20 protein-coding genes are annotated in these 21,058 nt (G+C 63.5%); 9 read left to right on the top strand and 11 right to left on the bottom strand.

The window, feature by feature from the left end:
• Positions 1 to 231: 231 nt before the first annotated feature.
• The 3 genes from FJW05_RS14145 to FJW05_RS14135 are packed head-to-tail and all read right to left on the bottom strand — an operon-like array spanning position 232 to position 5,088.
• Positions 232 to 1,779: a SpoVR family protein gene (locus FJW05_RS14145; protein WP_140633021.1), complete on the bottom strand. Its 1,548-nt coding sequence runs from the start codon at positions 1,777 to 1,779 to the stop codon at positions 232 to 234.
• A 29-nt stretch (positions 1,780 to 1,808) separates the two neighbouring features.
• The gene (locus FJW05_RS14140; RefSeq protein ID WP_140633018.1) at positions 1,809 to 3,119 is read right to left on the bottom strand and encodes a YeaH/YhbH family protein; all 1,311 of its coding nucleotides are present in this window, start codon (positions 3,117 to 3,119) and stop codon (positions 1,809 to 1,811) included.
• A 19-nt stretch (positions 3,120 to 3,138) separates the two neighbouring features.
• The gene (locus FJW05_RS14135; protein ID WP_095767435.1) at positions 3,139 to 5,088 is read right to left on the bottom strand and encodes a PrkA family serine protein kinase; all 1,950 of its coding nucleotides are present in this window, start codon (positions 5,086 to 5,088) and stop codon (positions 3,139 to 3,141) included.
• A 276-nt stretch (positions 5,089 to 5,364) separates the two neighbouring features.
• Between FJW05_RS14135 and FJW05_RS14130 the strand changes: the two genes are divergently transcribed.
• Positions 5,365 to 6,171, top strand: coding sequence for an alpha/beta hydrolase (locus FJW05_RS14130; RefSeq protein WP_140633015.1), 807 nt, complete (start codon positions 5,365 to 5,367; stop codon positions 6,169 to 6,171).
• A 4-nt stretch (positions 6,172 to 6,175) separates the two neighbouring features.
• Here the strand turns inward: FJW05_RS14130 and FJW05_RS14125 are convergent, their stop codons facing one another.
• Positions 6,176 to 6,478: a BolA family protein gene (locus tag FJW05_RS14125; protein ID WP_095767436.1), complete on the bottom strand. Its 303-nt coding sequence runs from the start codon at positions 6,476 to 6,478 to the stop codon at positions 6,176 to 6,178.
• A gap of 157 nt (positions 6,479 to 6,635) precedes the next feature.
• Between FJW05_RS14125 and FJW05_RS14120 the strand changes: the two genes are divergently transcribed.
• The 4 genes from FJW05_RS14120 (at position 6,636) to FJW05_RS14105 (ending at position 11,338) form a co-directional block, all read left to right on the top strand.
• On the top strand, positions 6,636 to 7,259 hold the full coding sequence (locus tag FJW05_RS14120) for a J domain-containing protein (RefSeq protein ID WP_140542547.1): 624 nt from the start codon (positions 6,636 to 6,638) through the stop codon (positions 7,257 to 7,259).
• Between the two features lie 125 nt (positions 7,260 to 7,384).
• Positions 7,385 to 8,371: a cobaltochelatase subunit CobS gene (gene cobS / locus FJW05_RS14115; protein WP_140633012.1), complete on the top strand. Its 987-nt coding sequence runs from the start codon at positions 7,385 to 7,387 to the stop codon at positions 8,369 to 8,371.
• A 55-nt stretch (positions 8,372 to 8,426) separates the two neighbouring features.
• Entirely contained in the window at positions 8,427 to 10,325 is a 1,899-nt protein-coding gene (gene cobT / locus FJW05_RS14110; protein ID WP_140633009.1) for a cobaltochelatase subunit CobT, read from the top strand.
• Complete coding sequence (locus FJW05_RS14105) at positions 10,322 to 11,338, top strand: esterase-like activity of phytase family protein (protein WP_140633007.1); 1,017 nt, start codon at positions 10,322 to 10,324, stop codon at positions 11,336 to 11,338. The genes cobT and FJW05_RS14105 overlap by 4 nt, the downstream gene beginning before the upstream one ends.
• A gap of 51 nt (positions 11,339 to 11,389) precedes the next feature.
• On the opposite strand, the gene FJW05_RS14100 is transcribed toward FJW05_RS14105, so the two are convergent.
• The 5 genes from FJW05_RS14100 to rpmB all read right to left on the bottom strand — a co-directional run bounded on the left by FJW05_RS14100 (position 11,390) and on the right by rpmB (position 16,098).
• Positions 11,390 to 12,193 carry a hypothetical protein gene (locus FJW05_RS14100; RefSeq protein WP_140633004.1) on the bottom strand — a complete coding sequence of 268 codons (804 nt, stop codon included), beginning with the start codon at positions 12,191 to 12,193 and terminating at the stop codon, positions 11,390 to 11,392.
• A 220-nt stretch (positions 12,194 to 12,413) separates the two neighbouring features.
• On the bottom strand, positions 12,414 to 14,189 hold the full coding sequence (locus FJW05_RS14095; protein WP_140633001.1) for a GtrA family protein: 1,776 nt from the start codon (positions 14,187 to 14,189) through the stop codon (positions 12,414 to 12,416).
• 114 nt (positions 14,190 to 14,303) lie between these two features.
• Positions 14,304 to 14,978, bottom strand: coding sequence for a hypothetical protein (locus FJW05_RS14090; protein WP_140632998.1), 675 nt, complete (start codon positions 14,976 to 14,978; stop codon positions 14,304 to 14,306).
• Positions 14,979 to 15,007: 29 nt separating this feature from the next.
• Positions 15,008 to 15,688, bottom strand: a complete 681-nt coding sequence (locus tag FJW05_RS14085; RefSeq protein WP_140632995.1) for a queuosine precursor transporter — start codon at positions 15,686 to 15,688, stop codon at positions 15,008 to 15,010.
• A 113-nt stretch (positions 15,689 to 15,801) separates the two neighbouring features.
• Positions 15,802 to 16,098: a 50S ribosomal protein L28 gene (rpmB, locus tag FJW05_RS14080; RefSeq protein ID WP_095767449.1), complete on the bottom strand. Its 297-nt coding sequence runs from the start codon at positions 16,096 to 16,098 to the stop codon at positions 15,802 to 15,804.
• A gap of 256 nt (positions 16,099 to 16,354) precedes the next feature.
• Here rpmB and FJW05_RS14075 point away from each other — a divergent pair, with 256 nt between their 5' ends.
• From FJW05_RS14075 to FJW05_RS14065, 3 genes are read left to right on the top strand one after another with little or no spacing between them, the layout of a single operon-like run.
• A complete protein-coding gene (locus FJW05_RS14075) occupies positions 16,355 to 17,143 on the top strand; it encodes a DUF3108 domain-containing protein (protein WP_140632992.1) in 789 nt (262 codons plus the stop codon).
• 32 nt (positions 17,144 to 17,175) lie between these two features.
• Positions 17,176 to 18,063: an EamA family transporter gene (locus tag FJW05_RS14070; protein WP_140632989.1), complete on the top strand. Its 888-nt coding sequence runs from the start codon at positions 17,176 to 17,178 to the stop codon at positions 18,061 to 18,063.
• Positions 18,060 to 18,731: a lysoplasmalogenase family protein gene (locus FJW05_RS14065; protein ID WP_140632986.1), complete on the top strand. Its 672-nt coding sequence runs from the start codon at positions 18,060 to 18,062 to the stop codon at positions 18,729 to 18,731. Before FJW05_RS14070 ends, FJW05_RS14065 begins: the two co-directional genes overlap by 4 nt.
• Positions 18,732 to 18,830: 99 nt before the next feature.
• Here FJW05_RS14065 and FJW05_RS14060 read toward each other — a convergent pair whose 3' ends face one another.
• Together FJW05_RS14060 and gloB are read right to left on the bottom strand one after the other, a co-directional pair.
• Positions 18,831 to 19,256, bottom strand: coding sequence for a cupin domain-containing protein (locus FJW05_RS14060; protein WP_140632983.1), 426 nt, complete (start codon positions 19,254 to 19,256; stop codon positions 18,831 to 18,833).
• Positions 19,257 to 19,309: 53 nt separating this feature from the next.
• Positions 19,310 to 20,077, bottom strand: coding sequence for a hydroxyacylglutathione hydrolase (gene gloB, locus FJW05_RS14055; protein WP_140632980.1), 768 nt, complete (start codon positions 20,075 to 20,077; stop codon positions 19,310 to 19,312).
• A gap of 134 nt (positions 20,078 to 20,211) precedes the next feature.
• On the opposite strand from gloB, the gene FJW05_RS14050 reads away from it, so the two are divergent.
• Positions 20,212 to 20,988: a methyltransferase domain-containing protein gene (locus FJW05_RS14050; protein ID WP_095767455.1), complete on the top strand. Its 777-nt coding sequence runs from the start codon at positions 20,212 to 20,214 to the stop codon at positions 20,986 to 20,988.
• Positions 20,989 to 21,058 lie beyond the last annotated feature (70 nt).

The raw sequence follows: 21,058 nt of genomic DNA, 5'->3' as shown, positions 1-21,058 counted from the left end.
ACTCTGCTCCGCTGCGTTCTTCGATCAAGGTCACGGAATGGATTCCAGGGTCTCCGCGACGCCGCTTTGCGGCTGCTCCGCCCTGGAATGACGAGGTTGGAAGGCTTCAGCCAATCACCCGCGTTTGCGCTGATCTCACCGAGGCGAACGGTGAAAATCTTGCCGCCCGACAACCTGTAACCTTTCAAAACCCGTACGCCGAAGAAAATCAGGCGGTCTCAGAGATCCGGCTCAAAGTTCCTTGGTCCAACGCTCGCTGAGCATCGCGCCGGTACCGGCATCGATTGCCGCCAGGCTGACATCATAGCCCCATAGGTTGCGGATATGGCGCAGCGTCGCGTCGCGGCTCTGGCCCTCGAGCATGACGCCATCCTTGACCACGTGCTGGAGCCGCAGATGCCGGTCGCCGAGCAGGTCGACGTCAACCACCTGTATATCGGGACGGTTGGCGCCGATATCGTAGCTTTGCGCCAACGCCGACCTTATCTTGCCATAGCCGCGCTCATTGTGAATCGAGGCCACCTCATAGTGCGGCTCGTCGGCACCGTCGGCCAGCACGAAGAGGCGCCATTTGCGGATCAGCCTTGGGCTCAGATACTGCCGGATGAAGGATTCGTCGCGATGGTTGGCCCAGGCGTCGAGCAAGGTGTCGCGCCAGTCGCCGCGGCCGGCGATGTCGGGAAACCAGTCGCGGTCCTCGGCGGTCGGCGCGGTCGAGATGCGCTGGATATCCTGCATCATGTCGAGACCCAGCGCATAAGGATTGATGCCGGAAAAGCGCGGGTCGTCATAGGCCGGCTGGAAGACCACGTTCGAGTGGTTGCGCAGGATTTCGAGCATGGCGCCTTCGTTGATGCGGCCACGGTCGAACAGCATGTTCATGAGCGTGTAATGCACGAAGGTCGCGCAACCTTCGTTCATCACCTGGGTTTGCCGCTGCGGATAAAAATATTGCGCGATGACGCGCACGATCCTGACGATCTCGCGCTGCCAGGGCTCGAGGACGAGACTGTTCTTCTCTAGGAAATAGAGCAGGTTCTCCTCCGGCAGATTGAGCGATTTCTTCCGCTCGGCCGCGTCGTCGTCAGCGGCTGTTTTGGTATCGTCGCTCTCTTGCGAAGGCGGTAGTGTCCGCCAGAGATCGTTGAACGAACGCTCCTCGTATTCCAGGCGCTCGCGCAGCCCTTCGCGCTGCTGCTCGGACGACAGTCTCGGCGGCCGATGATAGCGGAACACACCCTGCTCCATCAGCGCGTGGGCCGAATCCAGGATTGCCTCCACGGCTGCCAGGCCATGCCGTTCCTCGCATCGGGCTATGTAGCTCTTGGCAAAATCCAGATAGCTCAGGATGCCGCCGGCGTCCGTCCATTGCCGGAAAAGGTGATTGTTCTTGAAGAAATGGTTGTGTCCCAGCGCGGCATGCGCCGTCACCAAAGCCTGCAGGGCCATGGTGTTTTCTTCCATGAGGTAGACGATGCAGGGATTGGAGTTGATGACCAGTTCATAGGCCAGACCGCGTGCGCCCTTACGGTAGAGCAGTTCGTTATAGAGGAAGTGCTTGCCGAATGACCAATGCCGGTACATCAGCGGCATGCCCACCGACGAATAGGCGTCGAGCATCTGCTCGGAAGAGATGATCTCCATCTGCACCGGATAGATGTCGAGGCGAAGCTCTTCGAGGCCGATCGCTTCGATCTCGTCATAGACCCGGGACAGCTTGTTGAAATCCCAGTCCGACCCGGAAAACAGCAATTCGGATTTGCGCGCTTGGCTGACCATCGGCCTATGTCCCCTTCGAGCCTCAGTCCTCAAGCGCTCTTGCGCAGATCAGGTTGCCTGGCGAAGAGCTCGCGGAAGACCGGGTATATGTCGGCCGGCGCGGCGATGCGCCTCATCTGGAAATTCGGCCATTTTCCGTCGACGGCGTTGTAGGCGCGCCAGAGCGATGTGCCGTTCTCGGTCGAGCCGAAAATGTGGCTTTCCCGCTCGTCGATGATCTCCACATAGGCGAAATACTGGCAAAGCCGCATCAGCTTGCGGTCGAGCAGTTCTATGCAGCGCTCGGAATCGGTGGCGAAATTGTCGCCGTCGGAGGCCTGGGCGGCGTAGATGTTCCATTCGGCGACCGGATAACGTTCCTCGATGATGCGGTGCATTTCCTCGAGCGCGGTGGAGACGACCGTGCCGCCGCTTTCGGTGTGGTAGAAGAACGTATGCTCGTCCACCTCCTTGGCTTCGTGAGTGTGGCGGATGAAGACGACCTCGGTGCGTTCGTAGCGCCGTGTCAGAAACAGATGCAGCAGCACGAAGAAGCGTTTGGCCAGATCCTTCTCGCGCTCTCCCATCGAGCCGGAGACGTCCATCAGACAGAACATCACCGCGCTGGCGTTCGGCACCGGCTGCGGATCGAAGCGGTTGAACCGGATATCGACCGGATCGACATAGGCAATTCGCCTGCGCCTGCGCTCGATCCGGTCGAACTCCTCGCGCAGGGCAGCGAGGCGTTCGCTCATCGCCGCGCTTGCCGGCTTCGCTTCAAGCTCGGCAATCTGCAGGGCGATTGCGTCCAACTCCGCCTGCTTGGGACGCCTGAGCGCGATGCGGCGCCCATGGCTGTTGCGCATCGTGCGTCCGACATTGATGTTGGTCGGCGCTCCGCTTGCCGTGAAGCCTGCCCGTCTCGGCTTGAAGCTCAGTATCTGCTTGAGATTGAGCTTGACCAGATCCGGCAGTTCGAGGTCCTCGAAGAAAAGGTCGAGCACTTCCTCGCGTGACAGCACAAAGCGGAAGTCGTCTTCGGATTCCGTGGTCCCTGGAGCCGATCCGTAGCCTCCGCCGCCGCCCGGTTTGGAGATAAGATCGCCAGGGCTGAATGTCCTGTTGCCGGGCAGGATGTGCTGGCGCCTGCCGCTTTCCTTGTCGTCGCCGAAGGTGGGTTCGCTGGTGCCCTTGCGAGGCATCGGCACGGCATGCTCGCGGTCAATGTCGGCGATACGACCTGTCCGGACGTGGTCGCGGATGCTGCGCTTGAGATCATCACGGGCGCGTCGGAGGAAGCGCTGGCGATTGCCCAGGCTCTTGTCCTTCGGGTTCAGGCGGCGGTCGATGAAGATCGGCATGGAACCGTCCCGGCTTTGCTCAACCCGCCTTGTTCACGCGCATGTACCAGTCGACCAGCCGGCGAACCTGCCGCTGGGTGTAGCCGCGTTCCACCATACGCTGCACGAATTCGTTGTGCCGCTTCTCCGTGACGCTGTCCTGCTTGGAGCCGAAGCTGATCACCGGCAGCAGGTCCTCGACCTGGCCGAACATGCGCTTCTCGATGACCTCGCGAAGCTTTTCATAGCTCGTCCAGGAGGGATTGCGGCCATGGTTGCGCGCCCGGGCACGCAAGGTGAATTTGACCACTTCGTTGCGGAAGTCCTTGGGGTTGGCGATGCCGGCCGGTTTTTCGACCTGCGACAATTCCTTGTCCAGCACCTCGCGGTTGAGGATTTGGCCGGTGTCGGGGTCCTTGTAGTCCTGATCCTCGATCCAGGCGTCGGCATAGGCGATGTAGCGGTCGAAGAGGTTCTGACCGTACTCGCTGTAGGATTCCAGATAGGCCTTCTGGATCTCATGGCCGATGAACTCGGCATAGCGCGTCGCGAGTTCCGACTTGATGAATTCGAGGAAGGCGGCCTCCGTTTCCTTCGGGAATTGCTCGCGCTTGATGGCCTCCTCGAGGATGTACATCAGGTGCACGGGATCGGCTGCCACCTCCTTGGTGTCGTAGTTGAACGTCTGCGACAGGATCTTGAAAGCAAAGCGCGTGCTGACCCCGGTCATGCCCTCGTCGACGCCGGCGGCGTCGCGATACTCCTGGACCGACTTGGCCTTGGGGTCGATCTCCTTGAGGTTCTCGCCGTCATAGGCGCGCATCTTGGTGTAGAGCGGTGAGTTCTCGTGCTCGGCAAGGCGGGTGGAGACGGTGAAGCGGCTGAGGATGTCCAGCACTTCGGGCGCGCAGGGGCTGTTTGCCAGCTCGCTCTCGCGCAGCAGCTTCTCGTAAATGTGCCTCTCCTCGGTAACACGAAGGCAATAGGGAACCTTGACCACGAGGATGCGGTCGAGGAAGGCTTCGTTGTTCTTGTTGTTCTTGAACTGCTGCCATTCCGATTCGTTGGAATGGGCCACGACGATGCCCTGATAGGGGAAGGCACCGAAATTCTCGGTGCCGTTGTAGCTGCCTTCCTGGGTTGCCGTCAGCAATGGGTGCAGGACCTTGATGGGCGCCTTGAACATCTCGACGAATTCGAGCAGCCCTTGGGTGGTCCGGTTGAGGCCGCCGCTGTAGGAGTAGGCGTCCGGGTCGGACTGGCTGAAGTGCTCCAACTGCCTGATGTCGACCTTGCCGACCAGGGCCGAGACATCCTGATTGTTCTCGTCGCCGGGCTCGGTCTTGGCGATGGCGATCTGGCGCAGCCGCGACGGCATCAGCTTGACCACGCTGAATTTGGAGATGTCGCCCGACAGTTCGTCGAGGCGCTTGGCCGCCCAGGGCGAAATCAGTCCGTTCAGGCGGCGGCGGGCGATGCCGTATTTGTCCTCCAGCAGATCGCCCATGCGATCGGGATGGAAAAGCCCGAGCGGCGATTCGAAGACCGGGCTGATCTTGTTGCCGACCTTGAGCGTGTAGATCGGGCGCTCCTCCATCAGCTTCTTCAGCCGTTCAGCCAGTGAGGATTTGCCGCCGCCGACCGGGCCGAGGAGATAGAGGATCTGCTTGCGCTCCTCGAGGCCCTGCGAGGCATAGCGGAAATATCCGGCGATACGCTCGATCGTGTCCTCCATTCCGTAGAAATCGGAGAAGGAGGGATAGACCTTGATGGTGCGGTTGGAGAAAATGCGGCCGAGCCGCTCGTCCTTGCTGGTGTCGACCAGGTTCGGCTCACCGATCGCCTCGACCATGCGCTCGGGCGCCGACGCATACATGGATTTGTCTTCGCGGCAGGCCAGGAGATATTGCTGCAGGCTGATCTCTTCCTGAGCCGCGTTGGAATAAATCTCCGAAAACAGATCGAAGACGTCTGATTGGTTCTCTCGCATGGTGCTTTGCCTCGGAGCCGGTGGGCTGCCAATCGGCTCATCGCTGCATCAACTGCCGGAAAGCACTGTTTGTTCCCTTCACATGAAGGATAGCGCATGCAATCTGGCATTGACCCGGGGGATACCCGATGCGGCCGAAAATGCTCGCCCGAGAAATACGTGGTGATTGCCGGCGGAGCTTCAAGGTCCTGATTTGGTTTGCTACCCACAAGTTGTCATTATTGATCCAATCGAGGTGCGCGGCGCGCTTGCGCCGCAACCTGGCCGGAGATGACGATGATCGATCGACGCGGCTTCATCGCGGCATCCCTGGGGGCGCTGCTGCCGGCAGGTGCGTCAGCCGCCAGGCGTCCGGGTCGGCAGGCGCCGCAAACCCTCGATTACGGTCCGGCCAAGCTCGACATCTACGCGCCGGACGACGCGAACAACTTGCCGGTGGTCTTCTTTGTCCATGGCGGCGCCTGGCGGTTCGGCAAACGCGGCCAGGTCGGCTCAAAGCCGGACTTCCTGCTCGCCAATGGATTCGTGTTCGTCTCGATCGATTACCGCATGCTGCCGGAAGCCGATGTCGCCACCCAGGCCGGCGACGTCGAAAAGGCCTATGGCTATGTGCGCGCCAACATTGCCCGATACGGCGGCGATCCCAGTCGCATTGTCGGCATGGGCCATTCGGCCGGGTGCCACCTTATCGCCCTGACCGGCATGCGCGGCGGGTTGCCCGGTGTCGCCGCGCTGATCCTGGACGATACCAGGGCCTATGATCTTGTGGCGTTATCCAGGAATGGCGGCATGGTGGGCGTCTATGCGCGTGCCTTTCCCGACCCGACACAATGGGCGGCGCTATCGCCGTCGACCCATGTCGACGGCAGGAAACATCCGCCGACCTTCATCGCCTACGCGCGCGCGCCCGGGCGAGGCGAAGCGTCGAAGGCTTTCGCGGGACGCCTGCGCGCCACCGGCGCCAAGGTCACGCTGTTCGACGGCAGCGCCTATACGCATATGTCGATCAATCGCGATTTCGGCCAGGACGGCGACGCCCTGACCGCGGCTGTGTTGGCCTTCCTCAAGGCGAGCGTCGGCTGAGAGCTTACCAGCGCGTCTTCTCGCCGGGTGCCGCCGGCTCGATCGCCAGCGCATGCACGCCGGCCTTCAGTTCGTCCGCGAGCAATTCGTTGACGGCACGGTGGCGCTCGATGCGAGCCATGCCGGCAAAGCTCGGCGAAACGATGCGAACGCGAAAATGCGTCTCACCGGCGCCGTCGAACGTCGCGTGGTGGCCGGACTCGACGTGATGATGACCGGCGTGAAGGTGGCTCTCATTGATGACGGCAAGCCGTTCGGGCGAAAATGCCGCTTTCAGCTTGTTTTCAATTGTCGACTGTATGGACATCCGGGTTTCCCTTCCCCATTTGACGGCATAGCCGCATTTTGTTGACGGCGTAGCCGCAAAATCTTGAATTTCGACCGCTTTTAAGCCGCGATTCAGCGGTTAGGGCGATCATCGGCGAAATGTCAATTCTTGTTTCGCATATGCGAACAGCCCATAAATGGGTGAGATGAAAGCGTATCCCAAATATTTCGAGAAAATTCGAATTCGGCCGGAGAAGGACGCGGAGCTGAAGTCGCGCGCGCCGATCTGCCAGTGGGACGGCTGCAACGAAGCCGGCACGCATCGCGCGCCGGTCGGGCGCCTCAAGGAGGGCGAGTATTTTCGCTTCTGCTTCGACCATGTGCGCGAGTATAACAAGGGCTTCAATTACTTCTCCGGCGTGTCGGACACAGAGATCGCCCGCTTCCAGAAGGAGGCGCTGACCGGCCACAGGCCGACATGGCGCATGGGCGCCAATGTCGGCGGGACACGCTCGGCGCCGGATTTCGCGCAGCAGCGTTCGGGGCGGGCCGGCTACTACAACCGCATGCGCGATCCCTTCAACCTGTTCAGCGGCGGAGCACGCGAGCCGCGCGAGCGCAAGGCAAAGCCACTTGAGGCCAAGGCGCTGGAAACGCTTGGCCTTGACACAAAGGCGACTGGTCAGGACATCAAGGCGCGCTATAAGGAACTCGTTAAGCGTCACCATCCGGATGCGAATGGCGGCGACAGAGGTTCGGAAGACCGGTTCCGCGATGTGCTGCAGGCCTATCGCGTGCTCAAGCAAGCAGGATTGTGCTGAGCGGCCCCACGGTACCAAGTCGTTTTTCCAACTTTCATAAGGTTGGAAAAGGCTCTAAGACCGCCCCCGGACAAAATTGATTGCCGGCGAAACGCGGCGTTTCGCCCGTGGAGACGTTGATAGTGATGAACAAGGTCGATCGCGACATCGCCAACCTGCCCGACACGACGGTGTCGGTGAAGGAGAAATTCGGCTTCGATTCCAAGATGGTCGTTCCCGCCTATTCGGCGGCGACGGAGCATGTACCGGACATCGACCCGGATTATCTGTTCGACAAGGCGACGACATTGGCGATCCTCGCCGGCTTTGCCTACAACCGCCGCGTCATGGTGTCGGGCTATCACGGCACCGGCAAGTCGACGCATATCGAGCAGGTCGCGGCACGGCTCAACTGGCCCTGCGTGCGCGTCAATCTCGACAGCCATGTCAGCCGCATCGACCTCGTCGGCAAGGACGCCATCGTCGTCAAGGAAGGGCTGCAGGTCACCGAATTCCGCGACGGCATCCTGCCTTGGGCCTATCAGCACAATGTGGCGCTCTGCTTCGACGAATATGATGCCGGCCGTCCGGACGTGATGTTCGTCATCCAGCGCGTGCTGGAATCGTCGGGCCGCCTGACCCTGCTCGACCAGAGCCGGGTCATCCGCCCGCACCCTGCATTCCGGCTGTTCGCCACCGCCAACACGGTCGGCCTCGGCGACACCACGGGGCTCTATCACGGCACTCAGCAGATCAACCAGGCGCAGATGGACCGCTGGTCGATCGTCACCACGCTCAATTACCTGCCGCACGACAATGAAGTGAACATCGTGCTGGCCAAGGCAAAGCACTATCGCGACAGCAAGGGCAAGGACATCGTCAACAAGATGGTACGCGTCGCCGATATGACGCGTTCGGCTTTCATCAATGGCGACCTGTCGACCGTGATGAGCCCGCGCACCGTCATCACCTGGGCCGAGAACGCCGAGATATTTGGCGATATCGGCATGGCGTTCCGGCTGACCTTCCTCAACAAATGCGACGAGCTGGAGCGTTCGGTGGTGGCCGAGTTCTACCAGCGCGCCTTCGGCGAGGATCTGCCGGAGAGCGCCGCCAACGTGGTGCTGGGGTAGGCGCGCGGCTGAAAAGGCCTCCAGCCTTTCAGCATGAATCGCGCAGGGAATGATCATGGCGGGTCCAGGCGACAACACGCGCAACAAGCCGAAGAACGGGTCTGAAGCCGACAGCTTCAAGCGCGCGGTGACCGTGTGCATGCGCGCCGTCGCCGGCGACAAGGACCTCGAGGTCGGTTTTGCCAAGGACCGGCCGGCTTTGGCCGGCAACCGCGCGCGCCTGCCCGAACTGCCGAAGAAAGCGTCCCGCAACGACATTGCGATCACGCGCGGCCTGGGCGATTCCATGGCGCTGAAGCGCGCCTGTCACGATCAGCGCATCCACAACAGGCTGGCGCCGGAAGGCAAGCTGGCGCGTTCCATCTTCGACGCCGTCGAGCAGGCGCGCGTCGAGGCGATCGGCAGCCGGGCCATGCAGGGCGTGGCCGACAATATTGGCTCGATGCTCGAGGACAAATACGCCAAGGCGAACCTCGTCGACGTCAGGGACAAGGCGGACGCGCCGCTCGAGGAAGCGATTGCGCTGATGGTGCGCGAGAAGCTCACCGGACGTTCCGTGCCGAAGAGCGGCGAGCGGCTGGTCGATCTCTGGCGTCCCTGGATCGAGGAAAAGGCGAGCGGCGAGCTGGACGGCCTGTCGGCCAAGCTCGAGGACCAGCAGGCCTTTGCCCGCGTCGTGCGCGACATGCTGGTTTCCATGGAAATGGCCGAGCAACTCGGCGACGACCAGGAAACCGACGACTCGGAGGAAAACGAAGAGAACGAGCAGCAGGGCGAGGAACAGAGCGAGGAAGGCGGCGAGGAGGATTCAGGTTCCGAGCAGTCGCAGTCGGAAGATGCCGAAGCCTCCGCCGACGACGAAGAGTCGGCCGAGACCGAAGCGACCGACGCCACCTCCGAGGACCTGTCCGATGAGGACGACGCCGACGCCGAGACGCCGGGCGAGGCCAAGCGCAACGACAATCCGTTCCTGAACCTGCCGAAAGAGATCGATTACAAGGTGTTCACCACCGCCTTCGACGAGACGGTAGGCGCCGAGGAGCTGTGCGAGGAAGAGGAGCTCGACCGGCTGCGCGCCTTCCTCGACAAGCAGCTCGCCAACCTTTCCGGCGTCGTCGGGCGGCTCGCCAACCGGCTGCAGCGCCGGCTGATGGCGCAGCAGAACCGCTCTTGGGATTTCGACCTGGAGGAAGGCTATCTCGATCCGGCCCGCCTGGTGCGCGTCGTCATCGACCCGATGCAGCCGCTGTCCTTCAAGCAGGAGCGCGACACCAAGTTCCGCGACACGGTGGTGTCGCTGGTGCTCGACAATTCGGGCTCCATGCGCGGGCGGCCGATCACCGTCGCCGCGACCTGCGCCGACATCCTGGCGCGCACGCTGGAGCGTTGCGGCGTTTCGGTGGAAATCCTCGGCTTCACCACGCGGGCGTGGAAAGGCGGGCAGGCGCGCGAGAAATGGTTGAAGGATGGCAAGCCGCCTAATCCCGGCCGGCTCAACGACCTGCGCCACATCATCTATAAATCCGCCGATCATCCGTGGCGGCGCGCGCGGCGCAATCTCGGGCTGATGATGCGCGAGGGCCTGCTCAAGGAAAACATCGACGGCGAGGCGCTGCTATGGGCGCATAACCGGCTGATCGGCCGGCCCGAGCAGCGCAAGATCCTGATGATGATCTCGGATGGCGCGCCGGTCGACGATTCCACGCTGTCGGTCAATCCGGGCAATTACCTGGAACGCCATCTGCGGGCGGTCATCGAGTTGATCGAGACGCGCTCGCCGGTCGAGCTGCTGGCGATCGGCATCGGCCACGACGTCACGCGCTATTATCGCCGCGCCGTCACCATCGTCGATGCCGAGGAACTCGCCGGCGCCATGACCGAGCAGCTCGCCTCGCTGTTCGGCGAGGAAAGCGCGCGCGACACGCGGCGCGGCGGATTGCGACGCGCCGGATGATCCTTTCGGGGCGGTGTGCGCGGCGGACGCTTTTCGCCTGCGTGCTGGCCTGCGCATCGCCGGCAGTTGCCGTTCCGGGAACTCCCGTCGAAACAATCGAGATTTCGGCGCGGCCGATCAGCCAGTTCCATATCGGCCGCGACGAGACGCGGTTCGGCCCGCTTGAATTCGTTGGCGGGCTGGAGATGACTTCGCAGGCGCGCGATTTCGGCGCGCTGTCGGCCTTTCGCTTTCTGAAGCCGGGCAGCGATTTCATCGGCGTCACCGACACCGGCTTCTGGTTCTTCGGCACGATCACCCATGACGCCGACCGACGTCCGTCCGGCGTTTCGAACTTCCGCCTGCAGCAGATGGTCGACGCTTCGGGCCGGCCGATCGACCGGAAATGGGAGGCCGACGCGGAAGGACTCGCGGTCAGGGACGGTATCGCCACCGTCGGCTTTGAGCGCGACCAGCGCGTCGCCCAGTTCAAGATCGATCCCGACAATATGAAAGCCCCGGTCAGGCAGCTCGACTATCAGGTCCCCGCCGAGGAGCTGCGCCAGAACCGCGGTTTCGAGACCGTCACCCATGCCAACGCTTATGGGCAGCACGCGGGCGGCCTGATCGTGGTCTCGGAGAGGAGCCTCGACGAAGCTGGCAACGTCTATGCCGCCATCATCGAGGGGCCGCATAAGGGCGTCTTCACCGTCAGACGCGACGGCGATTTCGACGTAACCGAGGGCGCCTTCCTGCCGGACGGCGATCTGCTGCTGCTGGAGCGCAGTTTTTCGATCGCGCGCGGGGTGAAGATGCGGCTGCGGCGCATCTATGGCGAAAGCGTCGAGAAGGGCGCGGTCGCCGACGGGCCGGTGCTGATGGAGGCCGATATGGGCTACCAGATCGACAATATGGAAGGGCTCGACGTCTGGACCCGCGACGACGGCGCGCTGATGGTGTCGCTGATATCCGACGACAACCATTCGATCCTGCAGCGCAACCTCTACCTGGAATTCATCCTGCACCAGGATTGACGACGGCTGGCCGGCATGGATTCAGCCGTGCCGACGGCGGGCGCCGAGAGATTACCGGCCGACGTGGCGGACTTCGTTCATCACGAAATTGGCCGCGCGCTTGCTCCGGTTGCGGATCTTGAGCGTCGCGGTGTTGTCCACGAAATAGGTGTGAAGGATGCTGTCGCGGGTGCGGACTTCCGGTCCGACGGTGTCGACCGCGTGCCAGGTGTCGGTGCCGACCGCAAAGGCGTAGCCGGTGTTCGGCGAAAACGACATCCGGTGCGAATTCTCGAAACGCCCGTCCGGCATGCGCTCGGCGAAGCGGGTGCCGATATGGTTGATCGAGTCGTCCTCCGGCAGGTAGAACTGGACCGTGATCCCTTTCCATTTCGTGTCGGTGTGGAAGCCGATCTTGTAGCCCGCCACGTCGCGCGTCAGCATCGGCACCGGATACATGCCGACCTTCATGAAGTCCGAGCCGAACCGGCGCTCCAAGCCCGGGGCAAGGCGGCGCATGAATGCGTCCTTCAGCTGCGGCGCATGCAATGCCTTGCCAACCAGGGACCAAATCGCCCGCTTCTCCTGCGGCAGATGGCGGATGTATTCGGGGTAGAGGTCGATCTTGATGCGCGTCGGGGTGCCGTCGGCCTTGATATTCACATTGTTGCGCCCCTTGAGCGCACGATATTCGCGCGCCTCCGGCATGGCGGCGCGCATGCGCTGATAAAGGTCCGCCGGGAAAACATCGGTCATTTCCAGATGCCAGAAAGGCTTTTCCACAAAGGCGGCGCGGTTCACGGCGTCCACCATGTGGGAGATAATATGCTGCAGCGTGGCTGATGCTGGCGCCGCCGCGCCCTCTATGGCCGACATGGATGTCTTCTCCCCAAGCTAAAACCCCGAATTCAAATTTCTTGAATACATATATCGCCGCCCGAGCGAAATGCTAACCAAAGCACAGGCTGGACTGCAACGATTCACGGACTGATTTCGATAGCGGTTTTCTAAATCACGCAGTGAAATTGCATCAGCGCAAAGCAGCTGTGTTGCGAGGGGCGCTGTCGACGATGCTGATATGGCCGCGGGCCGATATTCAACGGACCTTGTAGATCTCGATCGGCTTTCCGGCGGTAGACTGGTCCAGTTCGAGCCATTCCGGCAGGTCGCCCCGCAGCAACGCCGCGACAAAACCCTTCGGCGCGTCCAGAGCCAGCGATATCTCTTCCGTGTTGCCGCGGCAGATCGCGACTAGCCCGACATGCTCGCGTTCGATGACGGCGCGGGCGGCGTCCGGCGTCCCCATGAATGCGTCGAGCATGGCGAGATTGCCGCCGACATTGCGGTGGTAAGGGCCGGCCAGCGCCCGGTGGCCGGTGAACGTCAATATTCCTGAGCCGAGATTGGACGAGGCAAGCACCGTCGTCGCGGGCATCGCGGCAAGATCGTGGAAGTCGCCCGGCTTGCCGCAGGTCACTGCATGGTCGGGGTCGGAATTAACCCGCTGCGGCGCCTGCTGGACCACGGACTGCGCCGCCACCGCGACCCCGGCCCACGTCGCGTTGAGCGAGACCAGCCACGCCATGACGATGCCGGTGGAAAGGCGCCACGAGGGCGCGGCGTTCGCCCGCAGGCGGATTCTCGCGATCCAGGCCGAGAGCGGCAGCACGGCGAAGGCGACGGAGAATGTCGAGCCACGCACCTGCCAAAGGCTGACGCCGAAGGCGGCGACGAGCAGGATGGCGGCGAGCACCTCGGCGCGGCGCAGGCGACGGGTTCGGAGCTGAAAGCCGACCAGCAGGATCGCGATGAAGGGGGTCACATAGCGCGCCGCCATCAGCTTCGGCTGGTGGATGGCGACGCTCCAGAAGGGCTGCGCTTCGACCACGTCGGCCAGCCAATAAATGCGGATACGTTCGTCCATGCCTGCATAGGGCGATGCCAGGCATTGCGGGAAGAACACGACCACAACGACCGCGACCACCGCCATCAGCGCCAGCATCGAAACCAGCCGCGCCCGGCGGCTGGATGCGGCAAAGGTACTGGCGATCACGAGGCCGAAGCCGGACAATGCGGCAACGGCGAACTGGAAGGAGGAGAAGGCGTCGCATTGGGCCACGCCCCAGTCGGCCGGCCGGATGGTCGCCACGAAGACCAGGGAGGCGATGCCGGCAAATCCGAGGCCGAAGCCTCGCGCCGTGACGCGCTCCTTGTCGTCGAGGATGAACAGGACAGCGGCGCAGATGCCGAGCACCGCCACATAGGGAGCGGTCTCCATGCCGACCGCGAGCGTCAGGCCGGCGCAAATGCCCGACAGAAGGGCAGCGGGCCGCCAGGAGGGCACTTCCATCAGAAGCCAGAGGCTGGCCGCGGTCAGCAACAGCTGGACGTTGTGGTGATCGATTACCCCCGGGCTGTAGATCACCAGGAAGAACAGTGCCGCCGTCGACAGGATGATTGCCGGCATCGCAACATTCGCAGCGGCAAAGCGCTGCGAGGCGCGCATGAGCACGAATATGGTCAGCCCGTAGAGGAGCGTCGGCCAGATGATCTGCGCGGCGCGCTCGGCGGTGGCGGGGCCGGTACCCAGCGCATCGAAGGCCATAATGATCAGCGCGAGCGGCGCGTCCACCAAGCGCGACCAGTGCATGACGAAGCCGCCCGAGGCCCCCATCCTGTATTGGTGGAGATCGAACCAGCTTTGGCCGCCGAGCAGGTCGCGAACCTCGACCAGCCGCAGCATGCTGTCATTGTCGGCGCCGTAGTCGCCAAGGGTCGGAAAACCGGAAACGGCGTTGATCGTCAGCACCACCAGCGTAGCGCACAGCGCAAGCAGAAGGTCGTTTTTCCAACCGGTGCCTGGCATGGTCATGCTGGTCGCGATGCCCTGAAGAATTTTCGCGATCCTGCACGATCGGGCGTAACAAAGCGTAAAGCCGCCGCGGCTGTGGCGGAAAGGGTCATGCCTGGTTGGCTGCGATCCAGATCACAGCCCCTTGGCTGCGATCCAGATGACGTGGCGGGCGCCGCGCTTGCCGTTGGCCCGCGTGTTGATCTCCTCGACCGCGAAGCCGGCCTGTTTCAGCCGCCGGGTGAAACCGCCGTCCGGTCCCTGCGACCAGACCGCCAGCACGCCGCCGGGCCTCAACGCGGTGCGCGCGGCCGCAAGGCCGGTGGCGCCATAGAGCGTGTCATTGCCCTTGTGGACGATGCCTTCGGGACCATTGTCGACATCGAGCAGGATCGCGTCCCAGGCGGCTTTCTCCGCCCCTATCACCTGGCCGACATCGGCCTCGCGAATGGTGACGCGGGGATCGTCGAGGCAGCCACCGAAGATTTCCGCCATGGGGCCGCGTGCCCAGGCGACGACCGCGGGGACGAGTTCGGCAACGGTGACGGCAGCATCGCCATTGAGCGCGGCGAGAGCGGCGCGCAAGGTGAAGCCCATGCCGAGCCCGCCGATAAGGATGCTTGGCCGCTCGCGTCCGGCGATACGCTGGCAGGAAAGCCTGGCCAGCGCTTCCTCGGAGCCGCTGAGGCGGCTGTTCATCAGCTCGTTGGTGCCGAGCATGATCGAGAATTCAGCGCCGCGCCGCTTCAGGCGCAGTTCCTGGCCGCCATCGGGCGTGCGGGCGGAGTCAAGCTGAATCCAGGGGATCACGGCCTGATTCCACTTGCTGGGCTCATGGCCTAGAACGCGACTGCCGGCTGGCTCCAGCGCGCAGCGAGCAGCCGGTAGGGGATCAGCGCCACCACGGCGATGATCAGCTTCACCGAAAGGTCGCCGAGCGCCCAGGAGACCCAGCGCATCGTCTCGACCGGCAGCACACCCATCAGCGGCGCGGTCTCCAGCGCGAAGCTGTCGTTGGGACCGGCAAAGGCGAAGGCGGCGGCGAAGGCGACGCCGAAGAAGACGACGGTGTCGAAGATGGAGCCGACCAGCGTGCCGACGATCGGCGCGCGCCACCAGCTCTGCCGGCGCAGCCGGTTAAAGACGGCAACGTCGAGCAATTGCGCGGCGAGGAAGGCAGCTCCCGAGGCGGCTGCGATGCGCACCAGCCGGTCGGCGGCGGTCTCGAACTCGATCAGCCCATGACGGAACAGGAAGGGCGGGATCAGGATCGAGCAGGTCACCGCCGTCATGAAGCCGACGAACACCACCTTGCGCGCCACGGCCGGGCCATAGCGGCGATTGGCGAGGTCGGTGACCAGGAATGAGAAAGGATAGGTGAAGGCGCCCCAGGTCAGCAGGTCCGCCAGCGACAAGCCGCCGACTTGGCCCTGCATCGGGAACTGCACGAGGATGTTCGACGCCACGACGACAAACGCCATGGCGGCCACGAAGGGCAAATATCGCGTCAGGAAATACATTTTTTTATCCTGGGTAATGGAACCAGCCGAGCGTCATGCCGACGCTCGCTCCTGTTTCGAGCACCGGTCTGGCCGGGCTCGAGGCGGTCGTCCCCCGCCTGAAAGCTGCTGCTTTAAGCGGCCGACTGCTCGGCCAGCTTCTTGGCGATCTGCTTCTTGAGCAGACGGGCGCGCTGCGACAATTCCTTGACGTCGGCCTTGGCCAGGAAAGCGTCGAGGCCGCCGCGGTGCTCGACCGAACGCAGCGCGTTGGCCGAAATGCGCAGGCGAACATTCTGGTTCAGCGCTTCGGAAATCAGCGTCACATTGACCAGGTTCGGCAGGAAGCGACGCTTGGTCTTGTTGTTGGCGTGGCTCACATTATTGCCGGTCTGGACTGCCTTGGCAGTGAGTTCGCAGGTGCGGGACATCTTGTCTAACCTCAGTTCTAAGCCTGCCAAACCATTCTGCCCGCGCCGGGCGGCGCGCGGTCTCGGTCAGGCGGCCTTTGGAAAAGTTGGCGTTCCATAGTGGCATTTCACCACTGCGTCAAGCTCCGGCACGCGCCCCGTTGTCAGGCACGCTCCATATAAAGGCCGGATTTCACAGTATAAGCCCATCGCGAAGGGAAATGCCAGGCTGGAGCCTCTGCGTTCCGGCCGAACCGCCAGGGATCAGTCAGCCGCCATGCTCCGTCCTTCCCATGCATTCGCCGCCCTGCTTTCCGTTGCCGTGCCGGCACCGAGCTTCGCCGCCGCGCCTCAGTCCTTCAGGGGCGAGTATACGGTGTCCTTTCTCGGCCTTTCGATCGCCAGGGCGACTTTCTCCAGCCGATACCAAGGCGACAGCTATGCCATCGACGGCACCGTCTCGGCCGCCGGCCTCGGCAAGTTGTTCGACGACACGAAAGGCACGATTTCCTCGAAAGGCACCATTTCCGGCAAGCAGATGCAGCCGCATGCATTCCGGGCCGACTATACGTCCGGCAAGAAGGCCTCGATGGTCGACATCCGCTTCAACAACGGCGCCGTCACCTCCACGCAAGTCGTTCCCGCGCCAAAGAAGCGCGATCTGAAGAGCTGGGTGCCGCTCGGCGATAGCGACCTGAAATCGGTGCTCGATCCGATGGCCGCGACTGTGATCCACGCCGACAGCCTGGATAAGGTCTGCGGACGCACGGTCAAGTTCTATGATGGCGAGATGCGCGCCGACCTGACCTTGACCTATGCCTCCAAGGGTTCGATCTCGGTGCCGGGCTACAAGGGCGGCACGGTGACCTGCAAAATGGGCTTCGAGCCGGTGGCGGGCTATCGCAAGGGCCGCAAGGCTTTGAATTTCCTGAAGAACAAGAGCCGCATGCTGGTGACGTTTGCACCGCTCGGCCAATCCGGCATATATGCGCCGATCCGTGCCACGGTCGGGACCCAAATCGGCCCGCTGACCATCAGCGCGAGACGGTTCGAGGCGGTAAATTAGGACAGGCGCCACCGCGCGCCGGCGGGGGAGATATGGGGCGCGCAACACTGATCGGGTTTTCGGCGGTCGCCATGTGGGCGCTGCTGGCGCTGCTCACCAACGCTTCCGGACAGGTGCCGCCCTTCCTGTTGTCGGCCATCACCTTCGCCATCGGCACCTGCGTCGGCCTTGCGGCGCGGCTGGTGATGCCGGCTCCCGACCGGGGCCGGAAGATCCCGCCGCAGGTCTGGGTGATCGGCATAGCCGGGCTGTTCGGCTATCATTTCTTCTACTTCACGGCGCTGCGCAACGCGCCGGCGGTCGAGGCGAGCCTGATCGCCTATCTGTGGCCGCTGCTGATCGTGCTCGGCTCCGCGCTGATGCCGGGCGAGCGGCTTGCCTGGAACCACGTCGTCGGCGCGCTGCTCGGCCTTGCCGGCACCTTCCTGATCGTCACCAAGGGGGGCGGGCTGGCCTTCGACGCGCGCTACGCCTTCGGCTATGCGATGGCGGCCGTCTGCGCGCTGTTGTGGTCGTCCTATTCACTCTTGTCGCGGCGTTTTCCGTCGGTACCGACCTCGATCGTCACTTGGTTCTGCGCGGCGACGTCGGCGCTGTCGCTGGCCTGCCATCTGCTGCTTGAGAAGACGGTGCTGCCGGACAGCCTCGGACAATGGCTGGCCGTCATCGGGCTCGGCCTGATGCCGGTGGGCGCGGCCTTCTATGCCTGGGATATCGGCGTCAAGCGCGGCAACATCCAGGTGCTGGGCGCCGCGAGCTACGCCGCGCCGCTTCTGTCGACGCTGGTGCTGATCGCCGCTGGCGTCGCCGAGCCGTCGCTGCGCATCCTCGCGGCCTGCGTGCTCATCACCGGAGGCGCCGCGCTCGCGGCGAAGTCGCTGCTGATGCGCAAGCCGGCGGCCAAGGAGGTCAACGCATGATGCCGTTTTCCGGCGGCATCGAGGCCAACGCCAACGCGACGCTGCTGTTCTCGTTCGTCGCGGCCGTGATCTACGCCTTTGCGCTCGACATGCCGCCGAAATGGACGCGCACGGCGGCAAAGACGCTTGCCGTGGCTTTGCTGGCCGTGCTTGCCGCCATGCAGGGCGGTCCGCTGCTGCTGGTCGCGGCGCTGGCACTCAGCGCCGTCGGCGACGCCTTCCTGTCGCGCGACGGCGAAAGGGCCTTTCTCGGCGGGCTGGCGAGCTTTCTCGCCGGTCACATCGCCTATGTCGCGCTGTTTTCGCAGGCAGGCGGCGGGCTCAGCCTGTTGAGGGCCGAATCCTGGCGCGGCGCGATCGCCTTAGCCATGGCCGCATTCAGCATCGTCATGCTTGCCGCGCTCTGGCGCCGCGTCGGCCCCCAACTGCGCGCGCCGGTTGCCGTCTATGTCGCGGCGATCCTCGCCATGGGCATTTCGGCGCTCACCACGGACTATCCCTGGGTGATTGCCGGCGCGGTGCTGTTCATCGCCTCGGACGGGCTGCTGGCGGCCGAGCGCTTCCTGCTCGCGGCGATCTCGCCGCATCGCCTGTGGATGCGCCATGCGGTCTGGGTGCTTTACTATGCCGCCCAGTTGGCGATCACGCTGGGGTTTCTACTCGCCTAGTGCGTTTCACCGTTTCACGGAAACGACGAAACGCCCTATCTCCTTGTTTTTTTACGCAATTCCGGACGGAAAACCGCTCACACTTTTCCTGGAATTGCTCTAGACCGGCTGCCAGCCCGGCTCGGCCAGCTCGAAAGCGGCGAAATCGAAACCGGGCGCCACGGTGCAGCCGACCAGCGTCCATTCGCCGAGGCTGCGCGCTGACTGCCACCAGCCGGCCGGCACCACGATCTGCGGCCGCTCGCCGGCGGTAAGGATCGTGCCAAGCACCTGCTCGATGACGGCGCCTGCGCCTTCCTCATGCATCGACAGCGCCAGCGGCGCTCCGGCATAAAAATGCCAGACCTCGGCCGCGTCCTTCACCCGATGCCAGGCCGAAAGCTGGCCTTGCTCGAGCAGGAAGTAGATCGCGGTCGAATGACCGCGCGGGCCACCCGCGGCGTCGCGAAAGGTCTCGGCGTACCAGCCGCCCTCGGGATGCGGCTTGAGGCCTAGCGTTGCGATGATCTCGGCGGCGCTGGTCATTGGCGGTCTTTGCTGCGACGAACGTCGAGCCTTTTGGTCGACAGGCGGTGGAACTAAAAATTGTCCTTGCGCTTGCGGATCTCGGCAAAGACCTCCGCATCCGAGGCTTTCTCCATGCCGAGATGCTTGCGGATCGCCGGGTCGTGCCAACGCAGGAACGGGTTGGTCGACAACTCCTCGCCGATGGTCGTCGGCAATGTCGGCTTGTTGTCGGCGCGCAGCGCTTCGATCCTCGCCGCGCGCTGCTTCAGCGCCGGGTTGCTCGGGTCGACCGTCACCGCGAAACGGGCATTGGCCAAGGTGTATTCGTGACCGCAATAGATGGCGGTTTGCGCCGGCAGCGCCGCCAGCTTCTTCAAAGAGTCATACATAACCGGCGACTTGCATTCGAACAGGCGGCCGCAACCCAGCGCAAACAGCGTGTCGGCGGTGAAGGCCACTTTCGAAGCCGGCAGATAGTAGGAGACGTGGCCGGCGGTATGGCCGGGCGTCTCGATGACCTCGATGCGTTCCTCGCCAAGGAGCACGACCGAGCCTTGGCTGACCGTCTCGTCGATGCCCGGGATCTTCGCCTTCTCGGCTTCCGGGCCGACGATGCGCAATTTGAAGCGTTCCTTCAGCGCCAGATTGGCTTCGACATGGTCGGCATGGTGGTGCGTGGTGAGGATCAATGTCGGCGTCCACCCGGTGCGCTTGATCGCCGCCAGGATCGGCGCTTCTTCCGGCGCGTCGATGATTGCCGTTTGTCCGCTTTTCGGATCGTGGACCAGCACGCCGAAATTGTCGGTGCGGCACATGAACTGCTCGATTTCGACCGGCATCGCATGTCTCCCTTTGTCGTCGCAGACATAGGGCGGCCGGCAGCCGATGTCATCCGGGTTTGTTGCACTCGGCGCCTTTGTTGAACTTTCCGCCTTTGTTGAACTTGGGCCCCTTCGCGGCTACCGTCGCGCGCATGCATTCGGATATCGTCGACCTGCGTTCCTTCTATTCGACCACGCTCGGGCGCCTGGCCGAGCATTCGATCACCATGGCGCTGTCGTCCGTATGGGCGACCGTTCCCAATGAGCGGCTGGTCGGCCTCGGCTATGCGCTGCCATGGCTGGAACGCTTCGGCACCGATGCCGAGCGCGTCTTCGCCTTCATGCCGGCAACGCAAGGCGCGGTGGTGTGGCCGGTGTCGGGGCCGACGGCGACGGCGCTGGTCTTCGACGAGGAGCTGCCGCTGGTCGATTCCTGCATCGACCGCGTGCTGCTGGTGCATTCGCTCGAACATGCCGAAAACCCGCGCGAGACGCTGAACGAGATCTGGCGGGTGCTGTCGCCGGCGGGCAGAGTGGTCATCGTCGTGCCCAACCGGCGCGGCGTCTGGGCGCGGTTCGAGCACACACCCTTCGGCAATGGCCGGCCGTTCTCGCGCGGCCAGTTGACCGAGCTGCTGCGCGAGGCGAATTTCACCCCGGCGACATGGAGCGATGCGCTGTTCTTCCCGCCGTCGCCGCGGCGTTTCATGATGCGCTTCCACAATGTGCTGGAGAAGGCCGGCCGGCGATTCTGGCCGATCTTTTCCGGTGTCATCGTCGTCGAGGCGCAGAAGCGGCTCTACCAAGGTGTGCCGGTCGCGCAGCGCGCCTCTCGCCGCGTCTTCGTGCCGGTCTTCTCGCCGCAGGGCGCAACGCGGCTTGGCCGGCGTGCGGCTGACGCCGCGCCTGGCCAAGTGACGCGTTCGTGATCGCCGCGCCTTGCATCGCGCGGCAATCGTCACCCTATCTGAGGCATGCCCGATCTAAGGCATGCTCGCT

The organism is Mesorhizobium sp. B2-9-1 (genome assembly GCF_006439455.1).
Classification (GTDB): domain Bacteria; phylum Pseudomonadota; class Alphaproteobacteria; order Rhizobiales; family Rhizobiaceae; genus Mesorhizobium.
Note: the sequence above shows the minus strand (reverse complement) of the source record. Positions and strands in the feature narration are given on the sequence as shown.

Coding starts and splice junctions, on each gene's coding strand:
- FJW05_RS14060 (WP_140632983.1), bottom strand. CDS start 19,256: ATGACCAGCGCCGCCGAGATCATCGCAACGCTAGGCCTCAAGCCGCAT.
- FJW05_RS14140 (WP_140633018.1), bottom strand. CDS start 3,119: ATGCCGATCTTCATCGACCGCCGCCTGAACCCGAAGGACAAGAGCCTG.
- FJW05_RS14130 (WP_140633015.1), top strand. CDS start 5,365: ATGATCGATCGACGCGGCTTCATCGCGGCATCCCTGGGGGCGCTGCTG.
- FJW05_RS14050 (WP_095767455.1), top strand. CDS start 20,212: ATGCATTCGGATATCGTCGACCTGCGTTCCTTCTATTCGACCACGCTC.
- FJW05_RS14105 (WP_140633007.1), top strand. CDS start 10,322: ATGATCCTTTCGGGGCGGTGTGCGCGGCGGACGCTTTTCGCCTGCGTG.
- FJW05_RS14125 (WP_095767436.1), bottom strand. CDS start 6,478: ATGTCCATACAGTCGACAATTGAAAACAAGCTGAAAGCGGCATTTTCG.
- cobT (WP_140633009.1), top strand. CDS start 8,427: ATGGCGGGTCCAGGCGACAACACGCGCAACAAGCCGAAGAACGGGTCT.
- FJW05_RS14135 (WP_095767435.1), bottom strand. CDS start 5,088: ATGCGAGAGAACCAATCAGACGTCTTCGATCTGTTTTCGGAGATTTAT.
- FJW05_RS14120 (WP_140542547.1), top strand. CDS start 6,636: ATGGGTGAGATGAAAGCGTATCCCAAATATTTCGAGAAAATTCGAATT.
- FJW05_RS14085 (WP_140632995.1), bottom strand. CDS start 15,688: ATGTATTTCCTGACGCGATATTTGCCCTTCGTGGCCGCCATGGCGTTT.
- FJW05_RS14070 (WP_140632989.1), top strand. CDS start 17,176: ATGGGGCGCGCAACACTGATCGGGTTTTCGGCGGTCGCCATGTGGGCG.
- FJW05_RS14065 (WP_140632986.1), top strand. CDS start 18,060: ATGATGCCGTTTTCCGGCGGCATCGAGGCCAACGCCAACGCGACGCTG.
- FJW05_RS14095 (WP_140633001.1), bottom strand. CDS start 14,189: ATGACCATGCCAGGCACCGGTTGGAAAAACGACCTTCTGCTTGCGCTG.
- FJW05_RS14075 (WP_140632992.1), top strand. CDS start 16,355: ATGCTCCGTCCTTCCCATGCATTCGCCGCCCTGCTTTCCGTTGCCGTG.
- FJW05_RS14145 (WP_140633021.1), bottom strand. CDS start 1,779: ATGGTCAGCCAAGCGCGCAAATCCGAATTGCTGTTTTCCGGGTCGGAC.
- cobS (WP_140633012.1), top strand. CDS start 7,385: ATGAACAAGGTCGATCGCGACATCGCCAACCTGCCCGACACGACGGTG.
- gloB (WP_140632980.1), bottom strand. CDS start 20,077: ATGCCGGTCGAAATCGAGCAGTTCATGTGCCGCACCGACAATTTCGGC.
- FJW05_RS14100 (WP_140633004.1), bottom strand. CDS start 12,193: ATGTCGGCCATAGAGGGCGCGGCGGCGCCAGCATCAGCCACGCTGCAG.
- rpmB (WP_095767449.1), bottom strand. CDS start 16,098: ATGTCCCGCACCTGCGAACTCACTGCCAAGGCAGTCCAGACCGGCAAT.